The organism is Hanstruepera neustonica, from assembly GCF_002895005.1.
In the GTDB taxonomy this organism is placed as follows: domain Bacteria; phylum Bacteroidota; class Bacteroidia; order Flavobacteriales; family Flavobacteriaceae; genus Hanstruepera; species Hanstruepera neustonica.
On the sequence record NZ_POWF01000003.1, the window covers coordinates 216,757 to 242,877 of the forward strand.

Consider the following 26,121-nt stretch of genomic DNA (forward strand, 5'->3'; position numbering starts at 1 on the left):
ATTAATGAACAAGCATTTATTTATCTTGATTATTGCTATAGTCTTATCTAGTTGTGCAAAAAAACAAGATCCATTTTTAATCAGTAAAAAAAGCATAGGTCTCTTGACCGATTCAACCCAAGTACAAGAACTAAAAACCATTTACAAAAACGACTCATTGGTTTACGTCAAGGACTCTAATGAGTTTGTTGATGACGGTCGTGATATAGAAATATTTGATACTTCTGGTAAACCTTTATTGGTATTAACACCAAATAAAGCTTCAGACTCAACCGCAACCATAGAAACCGTCAAAATCATGGATTCTCGTTTCAAAACAGCCAAAGGCCTATCAATCTCTAGTAGCTTTGGAGATATTGAAAAAAACTACAAAATTTCAAGTATTCAGAATACTTTTAAAAATATCGTTGTTTTTGTGAATGAAATCGACGCCTTCTTTACTATTGATAAAAAAGAACTCCCTGCTGAATTACAATTTAATTTAGACGCCAAAATTGAGGCCGTTCAAATACCCAACAAAGCTAAAATCAAGTATTTTATGATAGGCTGGTAAAAGTGACCTCAATATGAAATCATCAATAGTATCTAAATTACTTGGCTTTATTGCTAAAAAAAAGCTCGAGGCTAAAACGGCTTCTAAAGAAATCTCCAATAAGCAGATTGTTCCGCTTGTCAGAAATTTACGTGTGGAGTTAGATCATGCAATAAAAGAGTATATCTTTATAATCATAGGTGTTTTTGCTGCTGGTTTTGGTCTGAAAGGATTTTTGCTTCCCAATAGGTTTATTGATGGTGGTGCCACTGGTATTTCCTTACTACTAGAAAATATAACGAACATTGAATTGGGCATTCTATTGATTTTAGTCAATATCCCTTTTCTAATTCTGGGCGCCAGAACCTTTAATCTGAAATTTGCTATCAAGAGTATTGTTGCTATTACTTTTTTGGCGGTGGTTGTTCATTTTGTCGAATATCCAACTATAACCGAAGACAAACTGCTCATTGCTGTATTTGGAGGTTTCTTTCTCGGTTTAGGAATAGGTATGGCTATGCGAGGTGGCAGTGTTATTGATGGCACCGAAGTTTTAGCTATTTATTTAAGTAGAAAGCTATCCATAACCATTGGAGATGTTTTACTACTCATCAATATCCTTATATTTTCATTTGGAGCCTATATTCTATCAATTGAAACCGCACTTTATGCCATTCTTACTTATCTTGCAGCAGCCAAAACAGTGGACTTTGTTGTGGATGGTGTTGAAGAATATGTTGGTGTTACTATCATATCCAATAAACACGAAGAATTACGCGTTATGATTATTGATAAATTGAGACGTGCCTGTACAATTTATGCAGGAAAAGGCGGCTATGGTACTAGTGGAAAAAGTTACGACAAAGACATTATATATACGGTTGTAACACGATTGGAATTAGCCAAATTACATACTGAAATTGATAAAATCGACAAAAAAGCATTTATCATAATGGGGTTGGTAAAAGACCTTCGTGGTGGTATGATTAAAAGAAAACCATTAAAATAAACGAATGAAAAAGTATATCCTTCAAGATAATCCTTTTGTGGTTCCGACTACTGACGGCAAAGTAATTAAAGAACATTTTGGTTTAGCTTCTGCAGGTAATTCAGATATCAGTATTGCTCATATGATAGCTCCTGCTGGTTGGAGCGAACCATTCCAAACTCCGGAGTTTGATGAATACACTTTTATAATTAAAGGCAGAAAGCAATTTAATATTGATGGTGATATTGTTGTTTTAAAGGCAGGCCAATCCATCAAAATAGAAAAAAATGTTCGTGTACAATACTCAAACCCTTTTACAGAAGCTTGCGAATATATAGCCATCTGTAATCCTGCGTTTTCAATGGATTTAGTAAATAGAGAAAATTCATGATTATTATTCAGAAATTTATTGGTCTATTTATTAACCTTATCAGTTTAGTTTCTCGCCAACTTGCTGCCCGATTAGGCTTGTTTTTATTCACTAAACCTTTCAAAGGTCGCATTAATGAAAAACAATCTGATTTTTTAGGTACGTCTTTCCGTGAGGAATTAAAAGTTAATGATATTTCGGTGATGACCTATCGTTGGTTGGGTCAAGGTAAAACGGTTCTATTAGCTCATGGATGGGAAAGCAATGCGGCGAGATGGCAATATTTAATTGAGCCCTTAAAGAAATTACAATATAATATTGTTGCTTTGGATGCACCTGCCCATGGCCGATCGGGAAGTAAACGCTTTAATGCCTTGTTATATGCACAATTCATTCAGCAAGTGGCTAAAAAATTCAATCCTGATATTATTATTGGCCACTCTGTGGGAGGCATGGCAACAGCCTTTTCAGATGTCAATCATGACAATTCCAAACTAAAAAAACTGATTTTAATTGGAGCACCTTCAGAATTCACCGATGTTTTAAATCGCTATTTTAAAATGATGGGATACACCAAACGCACTCAAAATGCCATTGTCGACCTGATAAAAAAGCGTTTTAAAATAGATTCCATTTCATTTTCAACAGCCAAGCAATTGGCACAATTGAATGTTGAGGGTCTAATAATTCATGATGAGAAAGATGCCATCATCCCTTATTCTGATGCCGTATTAATTAATCAAAGTTTCAAAAACAGTAGATTAATAACCACATCCGGTATGGGACATTCCATGGCTCACGAAAGTATCTCACATCATATTTATGAGTTTTTGGAAGGTTAAGCTATCTTTGCCATATGGATCAAAATTTAACGCGACTCAACAAATATTTAAGCGAAGCTGGCTATTGCTCTCGCCGCGAAGCCGATAAACTCATAGATGCTGGTCGGGTAACCATTAATGGCATCGTACCTGAAATGGGAACTAAAGTAGCGCCAGGCGATATTGTTCAGGTTGACGGAAAAAACATTAAGAATTCCAAAGAAGACTTTGTATATCTGGCCTTCAACAAACCTGTTGGTATTGTTTGTACTACTGATACTCGGGTTGAAAAAGATAACATCATTGACTTTATTAATTATCCTAAACGTATTTTCCCAATTGGGCGATTGGACAAACCCAGTGAAGGATTAATATTCCTAACCGATGACGGCGACATTGTCAATAAAATATTGCGAGCTAGTAATAACCATGAAAAGGAATATATAGTCACCGTAAATAAACCTATCTCGCAGACCTTTATAAAACGTATGTCTGATGGCATTCCCATTTTGGACACAGTTACTAAAAAATGCTACGTTGAAAAATTAGATAGTCATACATTTAAAATCATTTTAACCCAGGGTCTTAATAGACAAATCAGACGTATGTGTGAATATCTTGATTATGAGGTCAAAACCTTAAAACGGGTTAGAATTATGAATATCACTTTGGATGTTCCCGTCGGGGAATACCGAGAATTTACTCAAAAAGAAATCACAGAACTTAACAAATTGTTGGAAGATTCTTCTAAAACGTTTATTCCAAAAACACAACGCAGACGCAACAATTCAAATTGAGCAATTGTTAATTTAATACTAATTGGCAATTTTCTTCAAAGTAAGAGTGGTAACTTTAGAAAAAGCTATCACTATGAAAACCATTATTCTTATACTGTTAATTGTTCCTTTTCATACCTTTTCACAATATGAATATGCACCCAATGAAGAATTCCCATATGGCAGACCAAACCCAAACGCACCACAGCAAATAACAGACTTTGATCAACTAATTGGAAGTTGCAATTGTACTTCTACAACAAGAAATCAGGATAATTCTTGGACAGAACCTGAAAACATGATTTGGACCTGGAAATACATTATGAATGGCATGGCTGTTCAGGATGAAACCTTAAAGTCTGATGGGTCGCATTCAGGGAGCATCCGTCAGTTTATAGGAGACAGTAGTCGCTGGTACGTACATTATTATTCATCCAAAACCCGTTCTACTAAATTGCCTACCTGGGAAGGCAACAAAAAGGAGAATGGTAATATCGTATTATATCGCGACCAAGCAGCACCGAATGGCACCGAAGGATTCTTCCGTTTGACCTTTTACGATATTAACAAATCCGGATATAAATGGATCGGCGAATGGGTTGACAGAACAGAAACTGTTGTATTTCCCACATGGAAAATAGACTGCAAGCGAGAGAAATAATCTTCTGGCGACTATTGATTGTGAATGTCTCGAGCCAACAAGGTGTTTTTCAATAACATGGCTATGGTCATTGGTCCCACACCTCCTGGAACAGGTGTAATGTAACTGGCTTTTTTACTAACATTTTCAAAGTCCACATCACCCGTGATTACATACCCTTTTGGAGATGAGTCATCCTGAACACGCGTAATTCCCACGTCAATAATCACGACATCATCTTTCACCATTTCGGCTTTCAGGAATCCAGGAACTCCTAAAGCCGTAATGATAATATCTGCTTGAGAGGTGATTTGTGTAATGTTTTTTGTGTGACTGTGAGTTAGCGTCACTGTTGAATTACCCGGAAATCCTTTTCTTCCCATTAAAATACTCATTGGTCTACCCACAATATGACTTCTACCAATCACAACCGTATGCTTTCCTTTGGTTTCGACATTGTAACGATCCAATAGTTCCAAAATTCCAAACGGAGTTGCAGGAATAAATGTGGACATATCCAATGCCATTTTACCAAAGTTTTCTGGATGAAATCCGTCCACATCTTTAGTCGGGTCTACCGCCATTAACACTTTTTGTGTATTAATTTGAGGCGGTAAAGGCAATTGGATTATGAAGCCATCAATATCTGGATTTTCGTTTAATTCTTCAATTTTATCCAACAATTCAATCTCGCTTGTGGTATTAGACATACGAATCATAGTAGACTCAAAACCCACGCGTTCGCAAGCCCTTACCTTACTTCCAACATAGGTTAAACTAGCACCATCATTTCCCACAATTACCGCAGCTAAATGAGGCACCTTCTCCCCTTTTGCCTTCATTTTTTTTACCTCTTCGGTAATTTCATCCTTGATATCATTGCTGATTTTTTTTCCGTCTAAAATGGTCATCTGTTAAATTGAATTATTGGTTTATTATAAATAAAAAAACATGAGTTACCTCATGTTTTTCATAGCTTGCATCATACGTTTACCGCCACCGCCTTGCATCATTTTCATCATTTTGCTCATCTGGTCAAATTGTTTCAAAAGCTGATTGACCTCTTGCACTGAAGTACCAGAACCTTTCCCGATACGTTTCTTTCTACTGGAATTGATAATTGATGGATTGGCACGTTCTTTCGGCGTCATCGAGTGAATGATTGCCTCAATACCCTTGAAAGCATCATCGTCAATATCAATATTTTTCATCATTTTCCCAGCTCCAGGTATCATGCCAATTAAATCTTTCATGTTACCCATTTTCTTGATTTGCTGAATCTGTTTTAAAAAATCATCAAATCCAAACTGGTTTTTAGCAATTTTCTTTTGAATTTTTCGAGCTTCCTCTTCATCGTACTGTTCTTGTGCTCTTTCAACTAAAGACACCACATCACCCATTCCCAAAATACGATCCGCCATACGCGATGGATAGAATACATCTATGGCTTCCATCTTCTCGCCTGTACCAATAAACTTAATTGGTTTATTGACCACAGATTTAATGGAAATAGCCGCACCACCACGAGTATCACCATCTAACTTGGTTAAGATAACACCATCAAAATTTAATACGTCATTAAACGCTTTTGCGGTATTAACAGCATCCTGACCCGTCATGGAATCCACAACAAACAAGGTTTCTTGAGGCTGAATAGCTTTATGAATGTTAGATATCTCGGACATCATGGCTTCATCAACTGCCAAACGTCCGGCTGTATCTATTATAACCACATTATGACCATTGGCTTTTGCATGAGCAATACCCGCTTGTGCAATGGCAACAGGGTCTTGATTACCTTTATCGCTGAAAACCTCAACATTTATTTGCTCTCCAACAACATGCAACTGATCAATCGCCGCTGGACGATATACGTCACAGGCAACCAATAATGGCTTTTTTGTTTTTTTGTTCTTTAAGTAATTAGCGAGTTTACCAGAAAAAGTAGTTTTACCAGACCCTTGCAAACCAGACATTAAAATAATACTTGGGTTTCCAGATAGGTTTATCCCTTCGGCATCGCCACCCATTAATTCAGTTAATTCATCTTTTACGATTTTAACCATTAACTGACCTGGTTGTAGGGTTGTCAGTACATTTTGACCTAGCGCTTTTTCCTTAACCGTATTGGTAAACTCTTTGGCAATTTTAAAGTTAACATCGGCATCTAAAAGCGCTCTTCTAACCTCCTTAAGCGTCTCGGCTACGTTTACCTCGGTAATACTGCCATGACCTTTTAAGACGTGTAACGCTTTATCTAACTTTTCACTTAAATTATTAAACATAGAATTCTTGAAATTTTAAGAAATGCAAATTTAAGTATTTGTCCTGTATTTATAAAGTTTCCTTTTATTAAAAAGAAAATAAAAAAAGCAACTCGCTTTGAGTTGCCTTTTCTTTTTATTATCTACCGCCATTAGCCTGAAGGTCTGCCAAACAGGCATTATCAAGTTCAGGTACAGTTCCACCAGAGAGCATATTTAAAATGCCTTCACCTGTTTCGGCAGCCCAATACATTAAGCAATTTTCATCATCACAATGTTTTGGGTGCGCTAAATCTTCATGAGGGGATTGTAGTGGCGTACCTAAATTGGTTAATCCTAATAAGTGTCCAAACTCATGCTCTATGACCGTGGATTCTAAAACACTTCGGCTTGGCTCCAAAGCACTATCACTGTAATTATGGATATCTTCTTCAAAAATTACGAATGATGTATTTCTATAGGCCGTACCCAAAACCACCCCTGAAGAACTGCTACTAGAAGAAGGTGCATCAGCAAAAAATATCCAAACTGCTATTTGGTCTCCAAAATTGTATTTTGTTCTGTTTGCGGCTTCGATGCTGGAAATATCATCTATGGAATAAGAACTTAATCCTAGAGAAGGGATTGCGCGAGTTTCTATTGTGATACCATTAGGCTTGAATGTTCTATCTTCTAAAAATGCTAACAAGTGGTTTTTAGCTAATTCTGTTGGTTCATAACCTTCTACATAAGCCATTTCAATAACCATACTTGTAAAGTTATTTGCAGACAACAAATCATTAGATGAGGACCCAGTACTCTGAAAGTTTGCAACATTAACACCATTTGAATAGTTTGAACTTGCATCATCTTTAGAGCATGACATCATTAAAACTAATAGTACTAGAATGCGCGTTATTCTCATTTTCATCATAATCATATCTTTTTGTAGTTATACAATTTATATACGAAAATTTTTACAAGTTGGATTAAAAAAAAGGCCACCATAGCGGTAGCCTCTCTTAATCAACTATTTATTAACCTATTAATTATTCCAAACATTGGAAACAATCCGCTTCTAAATTGTATAAGTCGCCTACTTCATTATCACTTAAGGTACGTTTATACACTCGTAAATCATCTAAATGTCCTTGAAAACCTTCTCCAATGAGATATTCAGAAGTTGGGTCAGATCCAATGGTAAGATTTGAATTTTCTACAACATTTCTCAATGCACCATCTCTGTAAAGTCTCACGGTGTTATTAGAGTCAACAGTTACCGTTAGGTGATGCCAATCTGTATTATCCCAAGTAACATCAACCTCTTGATTCCAGTCATTATCCCATAATGTTGTACCTAAATTATCCCCAAATAATGGTGTATTTAAGTCATAAACACCTAGGTTGAAACCAACAGTTGCATTACCCGGTTTTCTAAAAAATATTTCTAAATCACCAGCTACTGTATTTTGCATTTTAAACCAAACACTTATTGAAAAACTATCGCCTTGTACAATTTGATTTTCGGCTGTGACTGGAATAGAAATATTATCATTTCCTGTGAATCCAATCGCACAAGTAGTGTTTCCGGCTCTGTCAGTTACAAAATCATTGGTGATATTTTGTACAACATCGCCAGTAATTAAATCTTGAGCCTCACCCCCAAATGGTATGTAAATAACCAAATCATTGGTCAATACACCCGGATTGTCACAATTAGAACAATCCTGTTCCATAACCATGGTACTGTTACTGTTTACAGCTTGCATCACCAATCTATCATCACGACAATCCACAATAACCCAGCTACCAGTTATAGCTTGAATATCAGGTCCAGCTACATTGCTAAATTCAACTATGGTACCTGCACCTGTTTGTGAAGTAGACCACATGGATACTATGGTCAATCCATTACCAGTTATAACAACAGTACCATCAGCGTTAAAGTCTAAATCATATACTGCTAAATCATTGCTGTTATCAAAATCAACAACATTCCATATACATTCTACCAAATAAGCATCCACTTCTTGTTCAGGACACGAACTACTGCAATCTTCAACAACAAGTTCTATGGTAAACACTTCAAAATCACCATTGAGTGCTTCAATTCTTAAGTAAACCGTTTGCGGATTTGTCGTATTTACAAAAGCATTTGGTTCCGCTATGGGATTTACATCAGCTTCCGCATTGGTTTGAGATATATGAAAAGACGGTGTGAAGTCAACATCACAAATAACATTACCAAGTACCAGTGTTTCCAATTCAAAAGTTGCAAATCCGTCATTGTCAAAATCACAAGCTGTTACTGTGGTGTTGCCAAAGCAATCGAATGGTGTTTCATTACCTGAACAATCTTGCTCCAATTCTAGTGTAATAGTATTATCTCCTTCTCCTTGGGTAAATACTATTCTATCTCTTTCACAGCCTAATAAAGACCATTCACCATTTAATAGGTTAAACGTTTCTAGCCCAGCAATAGTTAATATATATCCTGAATTTGACTCTGTTAGAACCCATGAAGCTACTTCTGTTACAGCTGGCGTACCATTTACTATAACTTCACCATTTGAATTGAAGTTCAAATAATTTTCATCGATGGCATCTCCCGCAACATTAAATGTATAGCCTACCATATCACACTCTACTAAATGTGCTTCCAATTCAGCAAGATTCATTCCGCAATCCACTATAATATCATCCTCACAATTCTCATTAGCGGCATTAATGGCCTCTTCCAACTCTTGATTACCATTCACTTCAACGGTATCCCCATTTGCATAAACAAGCGTCACTGGAAAATTTAAACTAGCCAATACAGCACCTTGATTATCGGTTTCCAATCCTTCCAAAAAGACATACAATTCATAGTCATTATTAATTTCAACGGTATCAATAATTTGGAAATTCGTATTATAAATTGAGAAAATTATCGGATAAACAAAATCCACACATTCAATTACCTCTTCATTTACTACACAGCTTTCAATAAAAGCATCCAGTTCCTCAAGTGTTTCAATAGTTATTTCGGTATAATCATTTAATATAATCGTAATAGGAAACAAAAACTCAATAGTATCCTCATTAGTATTATTTTCATCAAAAATGGCTTCAATCAAACTAAAATCATCTATCGATTCAATAGTCAATGTAATACCATTAGCTATAATGGTTACTGGCAAATTCACCGAAAAACAATCACTACCATCCATGATATTATCAATCGTTCCATCATTGGCAGCCGTATGTCGCATTAAATTGGCCAAAGTAGAATTTGGTGCGATCGTTTCTTCTTGATTTGGAGGTGTTTCTTCGTTGGCTTCTTCCTGACATGATACGCCAACAAATAAAAGCATAAGCAGCAAGAAAAGTGATAATCTAAATTTCATAACGTGAATTTTATTGGTTATTTACAATATAACAGCTCAATTTAAAAATGTCCTACCCTGAATTTCTTTTTTTATACATTTACGAGCATAAAATTTAAAAATGCCTAAAGATTTAAATGACCATATATGTGATGAAGCCCTGTTTTCAAAGGCATTTAATAGCTATGCAAAAGATTTACATGATTTTTTGTACTATAAATTTGGCAGCCATATAAATCCACAGGATAAAGTACAAGAAGCTTTTGTGAAACTCTGGCAAAAATGTCAAGATGTAGCACCATCTAAAGCCAAATCATTTTTATTTACGGTAGCCAATAATTTAACGCTGAATGATATTGCTCATCAAAAAGTAGTTTTAAAATTTCAGCAAACGAAACCCAAATCTTCAACCAATGAGAACCCGGAATTCATCATGGAAGAACACGAGTATAAAATAAAATTACAAAACGCTATTGCTAATTTGTCTGAAGCGCAACGTGTAGCTTTTTTGATGAATCGGATTGAAGGTAAAAAACTCAAGGAAATCGCAGACATTTTAAACATCTCTCAAAAAGCAGTAGAAAAGCGAATTTATGGTGCATTAAAACAATTGCGTCAAGAAATTGATGGCATTTAAAATTTTGAGGTAGGAAAAATGAGGATGAACCTGTTATATAATTAAGTGACCCATTTATGGATAGAGAATATTTAATAAAAAAATGGTTAGACCACGACTTAAACGCCGAGGAACTTCAGGCTTTTCAGGCTTTGGATGACTATCGTGAACTAACAAAACTATCAAATTCCCTGGAAGGTTTTAAGGCTCCGGATTTTGACAGTGAATCTGCATATTTAAATATTCAGGATAAAATTTCATTAGAAAAATCTAAAATATCTTGGTTTAAACCATTTTTGCGCATAGCCTCCATTATTGCTGTGCTACTGGCTGTTTATTTCTACACGACCACATTAGACACAACAACCACTACATATTTTGCTGAAAAAACGGAGATTTACCTACCTGACCAAAGCAAGGTTAGTTTGAATGCGCAATCGCAATTGACCTATAATAAACACGATTGGCAATCGAAACGTGATGTCAATTTGAATGGCGAAGCCTACTTTGATGTGGAAAAGGGTTCGGAATTCAATGTGATTACTGATAATGGTACCGTAACCGTGTTGGGAACAGAATTCAATGTTAAAAATAGACCAGGCTTTTTTGAAACCGTTTGCTATGAAGGTTCCGTCAAAGTCATTTCCAATAACCAAACTAAAATATTAAAACCTGGAGATCAGTTTTTAATTATTGATGGGAATTATATTGCTCAAGAAAAAGAAAAAAACAATCAACCTAGTTGGTTACAAAATGAAAGTTATTTTAAGAGTATTCCTTACAAGTATGTGCTACGCGAGTTTGAAAGACAATATCATGTGACTTTCAATACAGAATCTATTGATACGGACAAGCTGTATACTGGTAGTTTTGTACATAACGATCAGGAATTGGCCTTGAAAGCCATTACATTACCTCTAAATATTAACTTTACAATTAAAAATAGTGTGATTGTACTAAACCGTGAGTAGCATAAAAATCAAAATTTTTAGCTGTTTGTTACTGCTATTTACTATTTCTGTTGGTGCCCAAAACTTAAGTAACGGCAAACAACCCCTATCCGATGCTCTTGAATTACTATCCGAGCAGTATCAGATACGCTTTTCATATGCTGATGAGCATATTGCCGACAAGGTGATTACTTTACCCAAAGGCGAACAATCACTCAATACGATATTGACTTTCATACAACGGGAAACCAATCTTGTATTCCAAGAAATTAGCCCCAATAATTATGTGATCATAAACGGTAATGCGCCTACCCAGTTTTTAGACGAAGTTCTCATAACCAAATACCTTACCGAAGGTATCTCATTACAAACAGATGGTACTTCAAAAATTAATCTAGATGAATTTGGCATCTTACCTGGACTAATCGAACCCGATGTTTTGCAAACCATACAGGCCTTACCAGGCATCATTAGTGTTGATGAACGCGTATCCAACCTTAATATTCGTGGTGGCACCAATGACCAAAATTTAATTCTCTGGGATGGTATCAAAATGTATCAATCAGGTCATTTTTTTGGATTGATTTCACCATTTAACCCAACATTGATTCATGATATTTCAATATCCAAAAATGGCAGTAGTGCGGAATATGGTGATGGCGTTTCAGGGATAATCAATATGCATACATCAGATAGTAATGCTAACAAAATAATTGGTGGATTGGGAAGCAACCTGATTGCTTATGATGGTTTCGCCAAAATACCTGTTACTGATAAAATTGGCATTCAGGTATCTGCCAGACGATCTCTCACCGATGTATTTAACACACCTACTTATGACCAATATTTTGATCGAATTTTTCAAGATTCGGACCTAACACAACAGAATAATAATCAGGTCACTCAAGATGAGCGCTTTTATTTTTATGATGTGTCGTCAAAACTCACTTTTAAACTTTCAAAAAAAGACCTCATCACCGTTAGCGGATTAAAGATTTTTAATTCCTTAGACTATAGAGAAACAGCCACCGGAATAGCGAACAAACAATCCTCAACGAGCAAGCTTATTCAGGAGAGTACAGCTTTAGGAATTGACTACAAGCGGCAATGGCATTCGAAGTTGCAAACCAGTTTTAAGATTTCACTTTCTAATTACGATTTAAACTCAAGAAACAATGATATTGATAATAACCAACGGCTTATTCAGGAAAATGATGTTCGTGATAACCGGTTTGAATTGCAAGCCAATTATCAGATAAATCAAAACTTGAATTATTTGGGTGGTTACCAATATGCAGAAATTGGCATGAGTAATCTGGAAGATGTGAACAATCCGGAATACAGACGTTACATAAAGGATGTTTTAAGGTCGCATGGTCTTTTTAATGAAGTAAGTTTTAAATCCAATTCAGGAAAAACACATGCCAGATTAGGTATTAGAGCCAATTATTTTGAGAAGTTTTCTGATTTCTTTTTAGAACCACGCTTGGTGATCAATCAAAAAATAGCCAATGACTTCCGATTAGAGCTATTGGCTGAGCTAAAAAGCCAAACAGCTTCTCAAATCATTGATTTACAAGATGACTTTTTAGGTGTCGAAAAAAGACGCTGGATACTGGCAAACAATGATGATATCCCCATCATTCAAAGTCAGCAGGTATCATTAGGAACCCATTACCAAAAGAAGAAACTCCTTATTAGTTTGGAAGGCTACATCAAACACGTGGATGGCATTACAACCCGAAGCCAAGGATTCCAAAATCAGTACCAATATACCAATGCCATTGGTTCTTATAGTGTAACGGGTTTAGATTTTTTAATCAATCAGCAATTTGACAATTGGAGCACTTGGTTAAGCTATTCATTGAGTAAAAACAATTACACCTTTGATGATTTAAACAATGGAAATCAATTTCCAAACAATATAAACATTAGACATCAGGTGACTTTTGCTGGAACATACAGTATCAACAATTTAAAACTGGCACTGGGTTTCAATTGGCGTTCTGGCAGACCCACGACTTATTATAATGTTTCCAATCCTGTTTCGGGAAATGACATCAATTATTTAGAACCTAACAGCAACAATCTATCGTCTTACTTTAGAGCAGATTGCTCGGCTACCTATAAAATTAATATTGCCAAAAACTGGCATGCCCACATTGGTGCTTCCCTTTGGAATATCTTCAACACCAAAAACACCATTAATCGCTACTACCGATTAACAGATTCAAACACCATTTCCGAAATCAATACAGAATCTTTGGGCATGACACCCAACGTGACGTTTAGGGTGAGTTTTTAAAAGATTATATTTTTTCGAATATCAGTTCGTCTGTACCACCATTACCACCACTCACACTTTTCAATTCGATTCGTGTATCGTTGTAGGCTTCCACATCCCAATCATCAGAAAGTTCTTCATAATTTGGAGGCGATGCAAAATTGAGATTAAAATTCACACCATCATTATCACTATTGTTGTTCACTAACCATGTTCCGTTGTGGGTGTCAATACCATCTGTTGCCGCTACACTGCCCTGCGAATTAAACATAAAGGCAAAACCCGTATAATTATTAGTTTCCTCATGGTCTGTATCAAAATAAAAAACGACACGCCAGGAACCTTGCTGCATTAAAGCATTAACCTGTTGTACCTGCAAAGACACATTATTACCACCACCATTGCCACCTCCATTTCCACCTCCAACAGTGGTATTGCTATTATCGTTTGAACTGGAACAAGCCCCTAAAACAAATAACAGAGACAATGCTAAAACTTTTGTACTAGAGATTAACGTTTTCATAATTTTAATTTTTTATAAAATTATACAAATTTTCGAGACTCAAATGACCATATAAAATTAATTGACCAAAAATTACATGTAAGTATGTATTGAATTTGTTAAATTAAAAACCTAATTTAGTCTAATGGTGGATAACAATCTTAAAACGGCTTCAATTCCTTAACATTGTAAATCTTTTGAAAAGTAAATTACTAAAATGAATTTCAGTAGATTAATTATATTATTAATTCTCCTTAAATCCTTTAATCTTTCTGCTCAAAAAAAGTTAGAAATTGGACAGCATGTCTACAAGGACAAACTAACCTACATCTCCTTAAGTTCAAATAATGAATTTGAGTATCTGAAGTATTACAATTGGTCACCTTTGACCATTGAGGAAAAACAAATAGAAGAAAAAGACAAAAACGAAACATGTGGAACTATTGGTTATGTTTCAGGAGCAAAAGGAAAGGGAAAATATGAAATAAAAAATGGAAAACTGATTTTAAGATTTTCAGAATTTGATAGGTATATGGATAATAAAACTGACTACAACGAGGAAACTAAAACAATGGAATTTGTCGTTTCTGAATTTATAAGATAAAAAACATTCTACATGAACGATCTGAAACCATTACTTACTGAATGTTGAGCCAAAAACTATTCCCTTTAGTTTGACTCGATTTCTACTCTGAAAGCTCAATTAGTTTCTCCAAAATTGAGTCATACATAATCCAATAAGCTAAACATAACCTACATCCTATCCGGGACCTGAATACCTAATAGCGCAAAAGCTTGCTTAATGGTTCTTCCAACAACTTGAGACAATTGAACTCTAAATACTTTATCAGTGTCATTGTCTGCTCCTAAAATCGATACGTTTTGGTAAAACGAGTTGAACTCTTTAACCAGGTCATAGGTATAATTAGCAATCAAAGCCGGACTATAATTAGCTGCTGCTTGTTGCACAATTTCTGGGAATAACTGCACCTGCTTAATAAGTTCACGTTCTTTATCATGCAAATTTTCAGGAGTTACTTGACTGCTGTAATCAAAATTGGCTTTTCTTAAAATCGCCTGAATTCGTGCATAGGTATATTGAATAAATGGCCCTGTATTACCTTGAAAATCGACAGACTCTTTAGGATCAAACAAAATACGCTTTCGTGGGTCAACCTTTAAAATATAGTATTTCAATGCACCCAAACCAATGGTATGATACAAGTCTTGTTTATCAGCATCAGAATATCCATCCAGTTTACCTAACTCCTTGGAAATATCTTCGGCAGTTTGTTCCATTTCCACCATTAAGTCATCAGCATCAACAACGGTTCCTTCACGGCTTTTCATTTTTCCGCTAGGTAAATCAACCATACCATAACTCAAATGATACAGGTTTTCAGCCCATTCAAAGCCTAATTTTTTGATAATTAAAAACAAGACTTTAAAATGATATTCCTGCTCATTACCCACTGTATAAACCATGCCACCAACATCTGGATAATCTTTAACTCGCTGAATAGCTGTTCCAATATCTTGAGTCATGTAAACCGCCGTGCCATCAGCACGTTGCACGATCTTTTCATCCAGACCGTCTTCAGTCAAATCACACCAAACTGAACCGTCATCTTTTTTATAAAAAACACCCGATTTCAGTCCTTCTGCTACAAACTCCTTACCCAACAAATAGGTTTCGCTTTCGTAGTACAGTTTATCAAAGTCAACACCCAGATTATTATACGTTATATTAAACCCATCATAAACCCAACCGTTCATGGTTTCCCAAAGTTTCACAACCTCGGCATCACCAGCCTCCCATTGACGAAGCATATCTTGGGCTTCCAATAAAATAGTTGCTTCTTTTTTAGCTTCTTCTTCAGTTTTACCTTGAGCAATTAAATCCGTTATCTCTTTTTTATATTCTTGGTCAAACTTCACATAGTAGTTCCCAACCAACTTATCGCCTTTTAAACCTGTGCTTTCGGGTGTTTCACCATTCCCAAAGCGTTGCCATGCCAACATACTCTTGCAAATATGAATGCCTCGGTCATTGATAATTTGAGTTTTATAAACCTTTTTACCTGAAGCCTTTAAAATTTCGGACACACTATAACCCAACAGATTATTACGTATATGTCCTAAATGCAATGGCTTGTTGGTATTGGGTGATGAATACTCCACCATAATTGCCTTATCATTAGGATTTGGCTTCACAATACCAAATTCAGAATCTTTAAATATATCATGGAAACTATCCAAGAAATAACCGTCCTGAATCTCAATATTCAAAAATCCTTTGACCACGTTGAAGCCTTTAACCAAATCAACATGTTCGGTTAGATGTTCACCTATTTTTTCACCTATTTGAACAGGATTACCTTTAACCTCACGCAGCATTGAAAATACAACAACAGTAATGTCACCTGGAAACTCCCTACGTGTTGCCTGAAATTCAACCGTAGACAATTCTACATTATAGATATCTTTTACTGCTTGTTTTACTGACTCTAAAAGCGTTTCCTGAAGATTCATTTTTGTTTTTTTAAGACTGCAAAGATAAGACTTTTCCTAAAGAGAAACCTGTAATTAAGGAACATAAAAAAGTCTGTCGAAATAACCGACAGACTCATAAATTACATATAATTGAATTCACTATTTTTTTCTTCCCAAAAAGCTCAAGGCTATGGATGCCAATCCCAAAGCTATGGTCACATAAGAGTTATCATTGTCTTGAGCTTCGATACTTAAGTCGCCAATACCTATAGAGGCCTCCGGTGCTACTAGCGTGTAAATTCCGTATCCAACTATTATGATTCCAACTATCAGCAAGATTTTTTTAATTGTATTGTTCATATTTTATAAGTTTTATTTTACTGAAGATACGCAAAATCTCTAATAAAATTATAGTGCTCAAAATCAATTAATTACAGATTCAGAATTTAGAATTTTTAAAACGTGCATTTCATCGACAAAAGTGTTGTTTTTCCGAGTTATTTGCCGTTAATCGAGTAGTCCTTTTTTTACAAAAATTTGGCACGCCATTTCAACTAATTTTTTGGTATTAAAACCCAAAAATTAGCTTTTTGTGAGGGTTTTGTTAATTTTTGTTATGTAATGCTATTAATCCCCAAATTAATGGACTTTCTTAAACTAACTAACATATCACAAGCTTGTAGGATATGCATGTTTTCACTTCGATGGAAGACAGGTGTTGATGACTGCTGTGTTTTTACTGTATGAAGAATTTAATTACTATAATTATTTTCCTATCTGTTTTTACTGGTTTTTCTCAAACCATGGAACAGGACAGTCTTACTATTCAGTTAGCTTTTCAAAAATCTGATACCTCTAAAGTCAAAACATCCTTACGACTTGTCAAGGTGCTTTATAATCAAGGTGATTATAGCAAAGCATTGCAATATATTGCACAAAGTGAGAAGTTATCCAATGATTTAAATTACGAAAAAGGTATAGCCGAAATAACCTATTACAAGGCCTTGATTTACGCCAAAAAGAATGACTACATCAATGCCATTGCCAATTATGCCAAATCCAAAGAGTTATTCTTGGCACAACAAGACACCCTCAACGTTGCTAAAGTCAATAACAGTATTGGTTTAATAGAAATTGAACGCGGTAATTATGCTAAAGGTTTAGAGTATTCCCTTTCTGCTATTGAAGAATTAGAAAAGCGTAATCTCAAAAGAGAACTCTGTTCAGCATATAAAAATTTAGCTACGGCTTACAATAAAACAAATGATCGTACCAAATCAATTGAATTCAATTTAAAAAGACTTGAAGTTGAAAAAGATTTGAATAACGAAGCCGGTATCATCAATACGCATAAAGCATTAGCGGAATTGTATTCTCAAGAAAAGGAAAACCGCAAAGCCATAGAATATTACGAAAAAGTTCTGGATGCCATTGGTACTGAAAACGATTCTTTAAGAGGTGAAATTTTACCGCGTTTAGGTGGTGAATATTTATATTTTAAAGATTTTGAACAAGCTTCAGCCTACCTAATAGAAGGCTTACAACTTAATAGAAAAACCAACAATCAATTGGGTCTTTTAATTTCGTTAAACAATTTAGGAAAACTGAACATTCAGGAAAGACGTGTAAAACTGGCCGATATTCGATTGAATGAAGCCGGAAATATCGCCGAATCAATTGATAACAAACCTGAATTACTGAAAAATTTAGCATTAAGAAGGCAATTAGATTCTACCAACAGAAACTTTGAACGGGCTTTTAAATGGCAACGTGATTATTACGAGTTGAAAAAAGAGCTTGATGATGAAAAAATCATAAAACCTTCGTATGCGTCTATTGATGAAGACGCCTTAAAAAGTCTCACTCAATCTAACACGAATACCAATTTAGCACTTGTTGAGGAACACAAAAAAGAGAATCTGGCCAATGAGAAAAAACTTAAAGATCTCAAATTATTAGTTTATGCTCTGGTTGCATTGACTGCAATTGTTATTGTATTTTTTATTTTAACCTATGTCAAACGAAACAGCAATCTGCAATACACTCGTGAACTGGAAGACAAAAATAAAAAAATTGAATTACAGAACGAGGCTATTTTAGAACAAACCAAGCATTTGGAGGACATTAATAAGGTTAAAGACAAATTATTTTCTATTGTATCCCATGACTTAAAAGATTCCTTATCGTCCATTAAAGGGTTTATCGATTTATTAAAAGATGATCAATTATCACAAAGTGAATTCAACAGCTTGATTCCAGAATTAAGTGAAAATGCCAACAACGCATCCATGTTGTTATTCAACTTATTAAACTGGTCAAAATCTCAAATGCAATCTTTAGAGTCTAATCCATCATTATTTGATATTCAAGAAGTTTTTGAAGAAAAAGTTCAGTTGTTGGAGCAAAAAATGGACAAGAAAGGCATCCTATTAAGAAATAAAACCCTTCGCGATTTTGTTTATGCGGACAGAAGCATGATTGAAATTGTTATTCAAAACCTATTGACCAACGCTATTAAGTTTAGCAAAGAAGGTGATACCATTACTATTTCAAATCATATTAGCAGTGGTAAATCAATCATTAGTATTTCAGATACAGGAGTTGGTATTTCACCAGAAAATCAGAAAAAATTATTCAAAAGCAGCACGTTTACCACTATCGGTACTGGAAACGAAAAAGGTACCGGTCTTGGTTTGAGTATCTGTAAAGAGCTTGTGGATTTAAATCACGGAAAAATTTGGGTAGAAAGTGACCTAAACAAGGGCAGTACTTTCTATGTCGAGCTTCCTAAATCAAATCCTCAAAATACCTAATCAGGCTTTAGGCAAAAACACTTCTGCCATCATACATCGGGCACTGCCGCCACCACAGGTTTCAATGGTTTCAAGAGAGCTGTAAACAATTGGGCAGAATTTTTCTATTTCAGCTATTTGAGATTTCGTTAAACTATTATATGCCGATTCACTCATTACTAAATAACGCTGATTCAAATGCCCTTGCACCTGTAACATATTACCTGCAAATTGATGCATTTGCGATTCAGTAATGGCAATAATGGCTTTGCCATCTTCCTTTAGGCTTTTAACAACTTGTTTTCGTTCTTTTTTATCATCAATACTATCCAAACATATGACCGCAAACTTTTCAGCCAAACACATCATGACATTAGTATGATATATTGGTAGCCGCTTACCATCTACCGTTTGATTGGCAGTAAACACAATGGGTGAATATTCAAAATCCTCACAAAATTCAATGAATAAATCTTCATCTGCTCTTGGTGACAATGCGCAGTAAGCCTTATGGTTTATTCTGTCCAACAGCAAACTTCCAGTTCCCTCCAAAAAAATCCCCTCGTCTTCAGCACTGGTATAATCAATGATATTTTCAATTTTAAATCCTTCTTGCTCCAATCTAATAAACACCTCATCCCGTCTCTCTTTTCGTCTATTTTCAGCAAACATAGGGTATAGCGCTACGTCACCATTTTCATGAAAACTCACCCAATTATTAGGGAAAATGGAATCAGGTGTATCCATTAATTTATCATCATTTTCAACAATCACATGAACTCCCACAGCAAGCAATTTATCAACAAAGGCATCAAATTCTTCTTGGGCCTTTTTATTAATTTCAGCATTTTTGATATTTAAATCTTCCTGAAAATAATTATTAACGGCAGTTTGTTCATTCATCCTGAAGTTAACTGGACGAATCATTAAAATGGTATTTGTTGTTTGATGCATAGTTGTCTAAAATTATGCAAAATTACTTTTTTTTAAAATGAAAATCACTGGTACAAAACAATAAAATTGCTAAATTGAGATAAATTACTTTTGATGAAACATCTATTCATTATCATACTAATTCCTATATGTTTCTGGTCTTGTGAAAAAGACAAGGAAATTAGTTCCATAAACCCTGTAAACTGGGAGAAACGACGTGTTACAGCACCTATTAATGATAGTTTAAAAAATGGACAAAGCTATTTGCCCGTTTATTCAGAAATCTATAGTGAATCCGAACATCTAACTGTTAATCTTACTGCTACTGTAAGCTTAAGAAACATCAATCCACACGAATCCATTTATCTTAAAAAGGCTTCATATTACGATACCAAAGGAAACCTCATCCGTACATATTTTGACTTTCCCATTGACATCAAACCATTAGAAACCATAGAAATTGTAATTGATGAAAGAGATACAACGGGTGGCCCTGGTGCTAATTTTGTGTTTGATTGGGCCACTAAAGCAGACTTACATGAACCGTTTTTTGAAGCTGTCATGATTTCAACCATCGGCCAATTGGGTATTTCATTCACAACTCAAGGTATTGCCATAAACTAATCTTTTATCCAATAATGAAAAAAGAACAAATTAATGATATTATTGGTTGGGATATTGTGAACTGGTCCAAAAGCTTTGATTTTTGGAATAAACATTTAGATGTTAAGGACAAAGGCTATAAATGCCTTGAATTAGGTGCCAGACAAGGAGGTCTATCGCTTTGGTTGGCTTTAAATAATAACCAAGTCATTTGTTCTGATGTGAGTTACACCGACCAGCAACATGAATTGGATAAAACAATTGCGCTACATCAAAAACACGGATGTGATCAACATATTCGCTACGAAGCCATAGACGCTTCTAACATACCGTATGAAAATCATTTTGATTTGGTCGTATTTAAATCGGTTTTAGGTGGTGTTAGCATAGACACAGGCAAACGTTTGGAACAACAAACAATCGATTCAATCTATAAAAGCTTAAAACCAGGTGGACGTGTTGTTTTTATTGAAAACCTTGAAGGTTCATTTTTACATATGTATGCTCGCAAAAAATTTGTGGGCTGGGGAAGCAAATGGTATTATATGAAGTTAAAGGCCTTGGTCAACTTATTTGATTCATATAAAAGTCTAAAATACCATACGGTCGGATTCTTTGGGGCTTTTGGAAAATCTGAAAAACAACGTCAAATTCTTGGTCATTTCGACACCCTAATTGAAAGGATGGTACCAAAAGACAATCGCTACATCATGATTGGCATAGCAGAAAAATGAATTAAGGTGTCGAATTGGAAACCTGAAGTGTTTTGCCATTGAAGAATTTATGCCCATTCAATACAAAATCTGATATATAGTTCGCCATTTCTAAAGCAGTTGTCGGTGCTTGATAACCTGGAAAGGCCTCTTCCAACATTTCCGTTTGAACAGCACCCAAAGCTAACGCATTAAATGATATCCCTGAATCTTTATATTCCTCGGCCAATAATTCTGTTAATGTAATGACAGCGCCTTTACTGGAACTGTAAGCCGCTAATCCAGGAAACTTGACACTGCCCTGAATGCCACCCATAGAACTTATGGTTACAACATGACCTCTATCCTTCATAAATGGTAAAACCGTCCGAATCATTTCTGAAACACCAAAAACATTAGTACGATATACCATTTCAAAATCCGTTATAGAGGTTTCTAAAAAAGGTTTGTTGAGTAATAATCCCGCATTGTTGACCAATGCATCCACATGTCCCCATTCATGGCTTATAAATTCCGAAACCTTTTGATAATCATTTTGATTACATAAATCAAAAGCTATGGATGTGATGTTCTCAAAATGCAAGTTGTTGACTGGCTGTGCATTTCTTGAAAGTGCTAAAACATGATATCCCTGCTTGGCAAATAAGTGTACCAACTCAAATCCAATTCCTCTGCTTGTACCAGTTACAATTATATTTTTACTCATCTTTTAAAACAACTTCTTTAGTTTCTGCATTCATCATGCCTTCTATTGCTGGTAACATTTTAGCAACAAATGATGCCATGTGATCATAATCCATTTTATCTGGTTCATCATCAACGTGATGGTAATAGTCAAAATTAGTGAAATCGAAAGTAGAAATGGCATGGGCCGGAATGTGTAAGGATTGATAAAATGGAAAATTATCGGACCTCATGAATAAATTGAATTCTTTAGCTTGCTGAAAAAAACCAACAACTTCCTCTCCAGCATAACGGTTTAATGTTTCAGCAAAGTTAGACCGTTCGTAGCCACTCATATAGGACATAGACATATCAGAAGATCTGGGCACACCTATCATTTCAAAATTAATCATGGTATAGGCATTAAAACCTTCATTTTTTAGGCGTTCGGCGAGGTGCGCTGAACCTTTCAACCCCATTTCTTCGGCAGCATACAAGGTTACCAAAATACTACGCTTGTTTGTTTTACTTTCTGCAAAATATCTAGCAAACTCCATTGCAGCAATAGTTCCAGAAGCGTCATCATTGGCACCGTTAGCTATGTTATCACCGTTGACTTCTTTACCCAATCCAATATGATCATAATGCCCACCTAAAATGATAAACTCGTTTTTAAGTTTAGGGTCATTCCCTTCAACCACACCAACAATATTGTAACCAATAATATCTTTTAATTTAAAGGTGTCACGATAACTTTCAAAGTAGGGCTGGATGTGATTCTTCCTTAAAAAATTTTCAATATAAACAGCTGCCAGCTCAATTCCTTCAGAGCCAGTTGCCCTTCCTCCCAACTCATCCGAAGCCAAATACTCCATGCTTTCTTGAATCGATTGTTTAATTTCAGCCTTGTTGGGCTCTACAACTTTTTTGCTTATAGTTTCTTGAACGGTATCTGTTTGCTGAATCTCTGGGTTTGTTGACTTGGTGGATTTACAACCAAATGCTAAAACCATGGCAAGGAGAATGATTATTTTTTTCATCTATATTTTTTTAAAGTTTAAAGATAAAAAATCCCACTTGAAATAATTCAAGTGGGATTCGTATAATTTTCGGATAACTTCACTTAAACCAACATGGTAATAGGGTTCTCGATATAACCTTTCAAGGTCAATAAGAATTCAGCTCCTGTAGCCCCATCAACGGTTCTATGATCACATGCCATAGTAAGTTTCATGGTATGACCGACAACAATCTCACCATTCTTAACAACCGGTTTTTCGACAATAGCTCCAACAGACAAAATCGCTGAATTTGGCTGATTAATAATGGATGTAAAGCTCTCAATACCAAACATACCTAAATTGGAAATAGTAAAGGTACTTCCTTCCATTTCTTGAGGTGTCAGTTTTTTATTTCTGGCTTTTACGGCGTAATCCTTGACAGCAGCTCCAATTTGTGGTAAACTCTGCTCATTTGCAAAACGCACAACAGGTACCACTAACCCATCTGGTACAGCAACAGCAACCCCAATGTGAACATGGTTATTTAATTGCATACGATCATCAAACCATTGCGAATTAACCTGTGGATGCTTCTTAAGAGCTAAAGCACAAGCTTTTATAACAATATCGTTGAATGATATTTTGGTATCTGGAATCGAATTGTATTGTTGACGGAACGCCATGGCATTTTCCATATCAAACTCCACATTCAAATAATAATGAGGTGCTGTGAATTTTGATTCGGCCAAACGTTTCGCAATGACCTTACGCATTTGTGAATGTTTCACTTTATCAAAATCCTCTTGACCCGTTGGTACAAATTTACCAACTGAAGCTGCAGATGAGGCAGCTGGGTTAAAGTTCTCTATATCTCGCTTGACTATACGACCATTTTCACCAGATCCGGCAACTTGTGATAAATTAATCCCGCGTTCTTCGGCCATTTTTTTAGCCAAAGGCGAAACAAACACTCTTCCATTAGTTACTGTTGGTTGCTTTTCTTCAGGCGCGTCAACTTTAGCTGGTGTTGATGTCGTTTCTTGTTTAGGCTCAACCTTTTTTGGTGCCTCCTCTTTTTTAGGTTCTGAAGATGTTCCTGCAGCTTTAAAGTTTTTAGCTACGTCAGAGACATCTGTTCCTGCAGGACCAATTATAGCCAAAAGGGCATCAACTTTAGCCGATTCTCCTTCCTGTAATCCAACATGTAAAAGCGTACCAGATTGAAATGATTCAAACTCCATTGTCGCTTTGTCCGTTTCTATTTCAGCCAAAATATCACCTTCTTCAACAGTATCACCTACTTTTTTCAACCAGGTAGCAACAGTTCCTTCTTCCATGGTATCACTCAAGCGTGGCATGGTTACAACCGTAACACCTTCTGGTAAATCAACTGATTCACTACTTTGTGATTCTTTTGCGGAGTCCTCATCAGTACTCGAAGTTTCTTCTTTGTTTTCTACTTTTTTCGATTCTTTGTCTTCAGTTTTTTTCTCGGAGATTTGTCCGTTTAGCAAATCGGATATATCCTCTCCTTCATCACCAATAATAGCTAACAATTCATCTACTTTAGTCGTTTCCCCTTCCTGAACACCAATATGCAATAAAGTGCCTTCATGGAAAGATTCAAACTCCATGGTGGCCTTATCGGTTTCTATTTCAGCCAGGATATCGCCTTCTTCAACCTTGTCACCCACTTTTTTCAACCAAGTAGCAACCGTTCCCTCTTCCATGGTATCACTCAAACGAGGCATGTTTATAATCTCTGCCATAGCTTATAATTTATGTTGTAAAAATGGATAATCTTCCTGCTCATAAACAGTATCGTACATAACATTCTTTTCTGGCCAAGGTGATTCTTCAGCAAACTTTTCACATTCACTAACCAAATCTTTCACACGTTTATCAATTTTCTTAATATCGGCTTCAGTGGCATATTTCTTTTCAAGAATGATGTCTTTCACTTGCTCGATAGGATCTATTTTTTTGTACTCCTCTACTTCATCTTTAGTTCGGTAGTGTTGTGCATCACTCATAGAGTGACCACGATAACGATATGTTTTCATTTCCAAGAATGTTGGTCCATCACCTCTACGTGCTCTATCAATCGCTTCGTGCATGGCTTCCGCAACTTTTACCGGATTCATCCCATCAACAGGCCCACATGGCATTTCGTAACCTAAACCTAGCTTCCAAATATCTGTATGATTGGCCGTTCTTTCCACAGAAGTACCCATGGCATAACCATTATTTTCACAGATAAATACAACCGGTAATTTCCAGTTCATTGCCATGTTAAAGGTTTCATGTAAAGATCCTTGTCTTACAGCACCATCGCCCATATAACATAAAGTTACAGCTCCTGTTTCGTTGTATTTATCTCCAAATGCCATACCTGCTCCCAAAGGAATTTGTCCACCAACAATACCGTGACCTCCATAGAAACCATGTTCCTTCGAGAATATGTGCATAGAACCACCTAATCCTTGAGATGTACCAGTAGCTTTACCATAAAGTTCTGCCATAACACGTTTTGGATCAACACCCATACCAATGGGTTGTACGTGATTTCTATATGCCGTGATCATTTTGTCTTTGGACAGGTCCATAGCGTGTAGCGCACCAGCCAAAACAGCTTCCTGACCATTATACAAGTGAAGAAAACCTCTCACTTTTTGTTGAATGTATACTGCAGCTAGTTTATCTTCAAACTTTCTCCAGAATAGCATGTCCTCATACCATTTCAGGTAAACTTCTTTCGTTATTTTTTGCATTGATTACGTTAATTAAGTAAACGATTAACAAAAGTAACACTTTAGTTAGTAATGAAAAAACT

General features: G+C 35.7%; 25 protein-coding genes. 13 read left to right on the forward strand and 12 right to left on the reverse strand.

Going from position 1 to position 26,121, the window contains the following annotated elements; genetic code table 11:
• The first annotated feature begins 4 nt into the window (after positions 1-4).
• The 6 genes from C1T31_RS07935 to C1T31_RS07960 all read left to right on the forward strand — a co-directional run bounded on the left by C1T31_RS07935 (position 5) and on the right by C1T31_RS07960 (position 4,148).
• Positions 5-553, forward strand: coding sequence for a hypothetical protein (locus C1T31_RS07935; RefSeq protein WP_103051954.1), 549 nt, complete (start codon positions 5-7; stop codon positions 551-553).
• A gap of 13 nt (positions 554-566) precedes the next feature.
• Positions 567-1,541, forward strand: a complete 975-nt coding sequence (locus C1T31_RS07940) for a YitT family protein (protein WP_103051955.1) — start codon at positions 567-569, stop codon at positions 1,539-1,541.
• Between the two features lie 4 nt (positions 1,542-1,545).
• Entirely contained in the window at positions 1,546-1,911 is a 366-nt protein-coding gene (locus C1T31_RS07945; protein ID WP_103051956.1) for a cupin domain-containing protein, read from the forward strand.
• Entirely contained in the window at positions 1,908-2,732 is an 825-nt protein-coding gene (locus tag C1T31_RS07950; RefSeq protein WP_103051957.1) for an alpha/beta fold hydrolase, read from the forward strand. Before C1T31_RS07945 ends, C1T31_RS07950 begins: the two co-directional genes overlap by 4 nt.
• 14 nt (positions 2,733-2,746) lie before the next feature.
• Entirely contained in the window at positions 2,747-3,508 is a 762-nt protein-coding gene (gene rluF, locus C1T31_RS07955; RefSeq protein ID WP_103051958.1) for a 23S rRNA pseudouridine(2604) synthase RluF, read from the forward strand.
• A gap of 73 nt (positions 3,509-3,581) precedes the next feature.
• A complete protein-coding gene (locus tag C1T31_RS07960) occupies positions 3,582-4,148 on the forward strand; it encodes a hypothetical protein (protein ID WP_103051959.1) in 567 nt (188 codons plus the stop codon).
• 11 nt (positions 4,149-4,159) lie between these two features.
• Here C1T31_RS07960 and C1T31_RS07965 read toward each other — a convergent pair whose 3' ends face one another.
• From C1T31_RS07965 to C1T31_RS07980, 4 genes are all read right to left on the reverse strand, one after another.
• A complete protein-coding gene (locus C1T31_RS07965; RefSeq protein WP_103051960.1) occupies positions 4,160-5,038 on the reverse strand; it encodes a bifunctional 5,10-methylenetetrahydrofolate dehydrogenase/5,10-methenyltetrahydrofolate cyclohydrolase in 879 nt (292 codons plus the stop codon).
• Between the two features lie 45 nt (positions 5,039-5,083).
• Positions 5,084-6,412, reverse strand: coding sequence for a signal recognition particle protein (gene ffh / locus C1T31_RS07970; protein ID WP_103051961.1), 1,329 nt, complete (start codon positions 6,410-6,412; stop codon positions 5,084-5,086).
• Positions 6,413-6,530: 118 nt separating this feature from the next.
• Entirely contained in the window at positions 6,531-7,304 is a 774-nt protein-coding gene (locus C1T31_RS07975; protein ID WP_243398908.1) for a zinc metalloprotease, read from the reverse strand.
• Between the two features lie 115 nt (positions 7,305-7,419).
• Positions 7,420-9,759, reverse strand: coding sequence for a LamG domain-containing protein (locus C1T31_RS07980; RefSeq protein WP_103051962.1), 2,340 nt, complete (start codon positions 9,757-9,759; stop codon positions 7,420-7,422).
• 100 nt (positions 9,760-9,859) lie between these two features.
• On the opposite strand from C1T31_RS07980, the gene C1T31_RS07985 reads away from it, so the two are divergent.
• From C1T31_RS07985 to C1T31_RS07995, 3 genes are read left to right on the forward strand one after another with little or no spacing between them, the layout of a single operon-like run.
• Complete coding sequence (locus C1T31_RS07985; protein ID WP_103051963.1) at positions 9,860-10,375, forward strand: RNA polymerase sigma factor; 516 nt, start codon at positions 9,860-9,862, stop codon at positions 10,373-10,375.
• A gap of 56 nt (positions 10,376-10,431) precedes the next feature.
• The gene (locus tag C1T31_RS07990; RefSeq protein ID WP_103051964.1) at positions 10,432-11,325 is read left to right on the forward strand and encodes a FecR family protein; all 894 of its coding nucleotides are present in this window, start codon (positions 10,432-10,434) and stop codon (positions 11,323-11,325) included.
• A complete protein-coding gene (locus C1T31_RS07995) occupies positions 11,318-13,609 on the forward strand; it encodes a TonB-dependent receptor plug domain-containing protein (protein ID WP_243398909.1) in 2,292 nt (763 codons plus the stop codon). The genes C1T31_RS07990 and C1T31_RS07995 overlap by 8 nt, the downstream gene beginning before the upstream one ends.
• A 4-nt stretch (positions 13,610-13,613) precedes the next feature.
• On the opposite strand, the gene C1T31_RS08000 is transcribed toward C1T31_RS07995, so the two are convergent.
• Complete coding sequence (locus C1T31_RS08000) at positions 13,614-14,111, reverse strand: hypothetical protein (protein ID WP_103051965.1); 498 nt, start codon at positions 14,109-14,111, stop codon at positions 13,614-13,616.
• Positions 14,112-14,307: 196 nt separating this feature from the next.
• Here C1T31_RS08000 and C1T31_RS08005 point away from each other — a divergent pair, with 196 nt between their 5' ends.
• Positions 14,308-14,694, forward strand: coding sequence for a hypothetical protein (locus C1T31_RS08005; protein WP_103051966.1), 387 nt, complete (start codon positions 14,308-14,310; stop codon positions 14,692-14,694).
• Between the two features lie 149 nt (positions 14,695-14,843).
• On the opposite strand, the gene argS is transcribed toward C1T31_RS08005, so the two are convergent.
• A complete protein-coding gene (argS, locus tag C1T31_RS08010; RefSeq protein WP_103051967.1) occupies positions 14,844-16,622 on the reverse strand; it encodes an arginine--tRNA ligase in 1,779 nt (592 codons plus the stop codon).
• 120 nt (positions 16,623-16,742) lie between these two features.
• Complete coding sequence (locus tag C1T31_RS08015) at positions 16,743-16,943, reverse strand: hypothetical protein (protein ID WP_103051968.1); 201 nt, start codon at positions 16,941-16,943, stop codon at positions 16,743-16,745.
• A 383-nt stretch (positions 16,944-17,326) separates the two neighbouring features.
• On the opposite strand from C1T31_RS08015, the gene C1T31_RS08020 reads away from it, so the two are divergent.
• Positions 17,327-19,396 (forward strand): ATP-binding protein, encoded by a 2,070-nt coding sequence (locus C1T31_RS08020; protein WP_103051969.1) that lies wholly within the window; start codon positions 17,327-17,329, stop codon positions 19,394-19,396.
• On the opposite strand, the gene ctlX is transcribed toward C1T31_RS08020, so the two are convergent.
• Positions 19,397-20,329 carry a citrulline utilization hydrolase CtlX gene (gene ctlX, locus C1T31_RS08025; RefSeq protein ID WP_103051970.1) on the reverse strand — a complete coding sequence of 311 codons (933 nt, stop codon included), beginning with the start codon at positions 20,327-20,329 and terminating at the stop codon, positions 19,397-19,399.
• Positions 20,330-20,422: 93 nt separating this feature from the next.
• Here ctlX and C1T31_RS08030 point away from each other — a divergent pair, with 93 nt between their 5' ends.
• Together C1T31_RS08030 and C1T31_RS08035 are read left to right on the forward strand one after the other, a co-directional pair.
• A complete protein-coding gene (locus C1T31_RS08030; RefSeq protein ID WP_103051971.1) occupies positions 20,423-20,932 on the forward strand; it encodes a DUF3124 domain-containing protein in 510 nt (169 codons plus the stop codon).
• A 14-nt stretch (positions 20,933-20,946) separates the two neighbouring features.
• Complete coding sequence (locus C1T31_RS08035) at positions 20,947-21,645, forward strand: class I SAM-dependent methyltransferase (protein WP_103051972.1); 699 nt, start codon at positions 20,947-20,949, stop codon at positions 21,643-21,645.
• A gap of 1 nt (position 21,646) precedes the next feature.
• Here the strand turns inward: C1T31_RS08035 and C1T31_RS08040 are convergent, their stop codons facing one another.
• From C1T31_RS08040 to pdhA, 4 genes are all read right to left on the reverse strand, one after another.
• A complete protein-coding gene (locus C1T31_RS08040; protein ID WP_103051973.1) occupies positions 21,647-22,330 on the reverse strand; it encodes an SDR family NAD(P)-dependent oxidoreductase in 684 nt (227 codons plus the stop codon).
• A complete protein-coding gene (locus C1T31_RS08045) occupies positions 22,323-23,327 on the reverse strand; it encodes a M28 family metallopeptidase (protein ID WP_103051974.1) in 1,005 nt (334 codons plus the stop codon). The genes C1T31_RS08040 and C1T31_RS08045 overlap by 8 nt, the downstream gene beginning before the upstream one ends.
• A gap of 83 nt (positions 23,328-23,410) precedes the next feature.
• Complete coding sequence (locus tag C1T31_RS08050; protein WP_103051975.1) at positions 23,411-25,057, reverse strand: pyruvate dehydrogenase complex dihydrolipoamide acetyltransferase; 1,647 nt, start codon at positions 25,055-25,057, stop codon at positions 23,411-23,413.
• 3 nt (positions 25,058-25,060) lie between these two features.
• On the reverse strand, positions 25,061-26,059 hold the full coding sequence (pdhA, locus tag C1T31_RS08055; protein WP_103051976.1) for a pyruvate dehydrogenase (acetyl-transferring) E1 component subunit alpha: 999 nt from the start codon (positions 26,057-26,059) through the stop codon (positions 25,061-25,063).
• Positions 26,060-26,121: the final 62 nt, after the last annotated feature.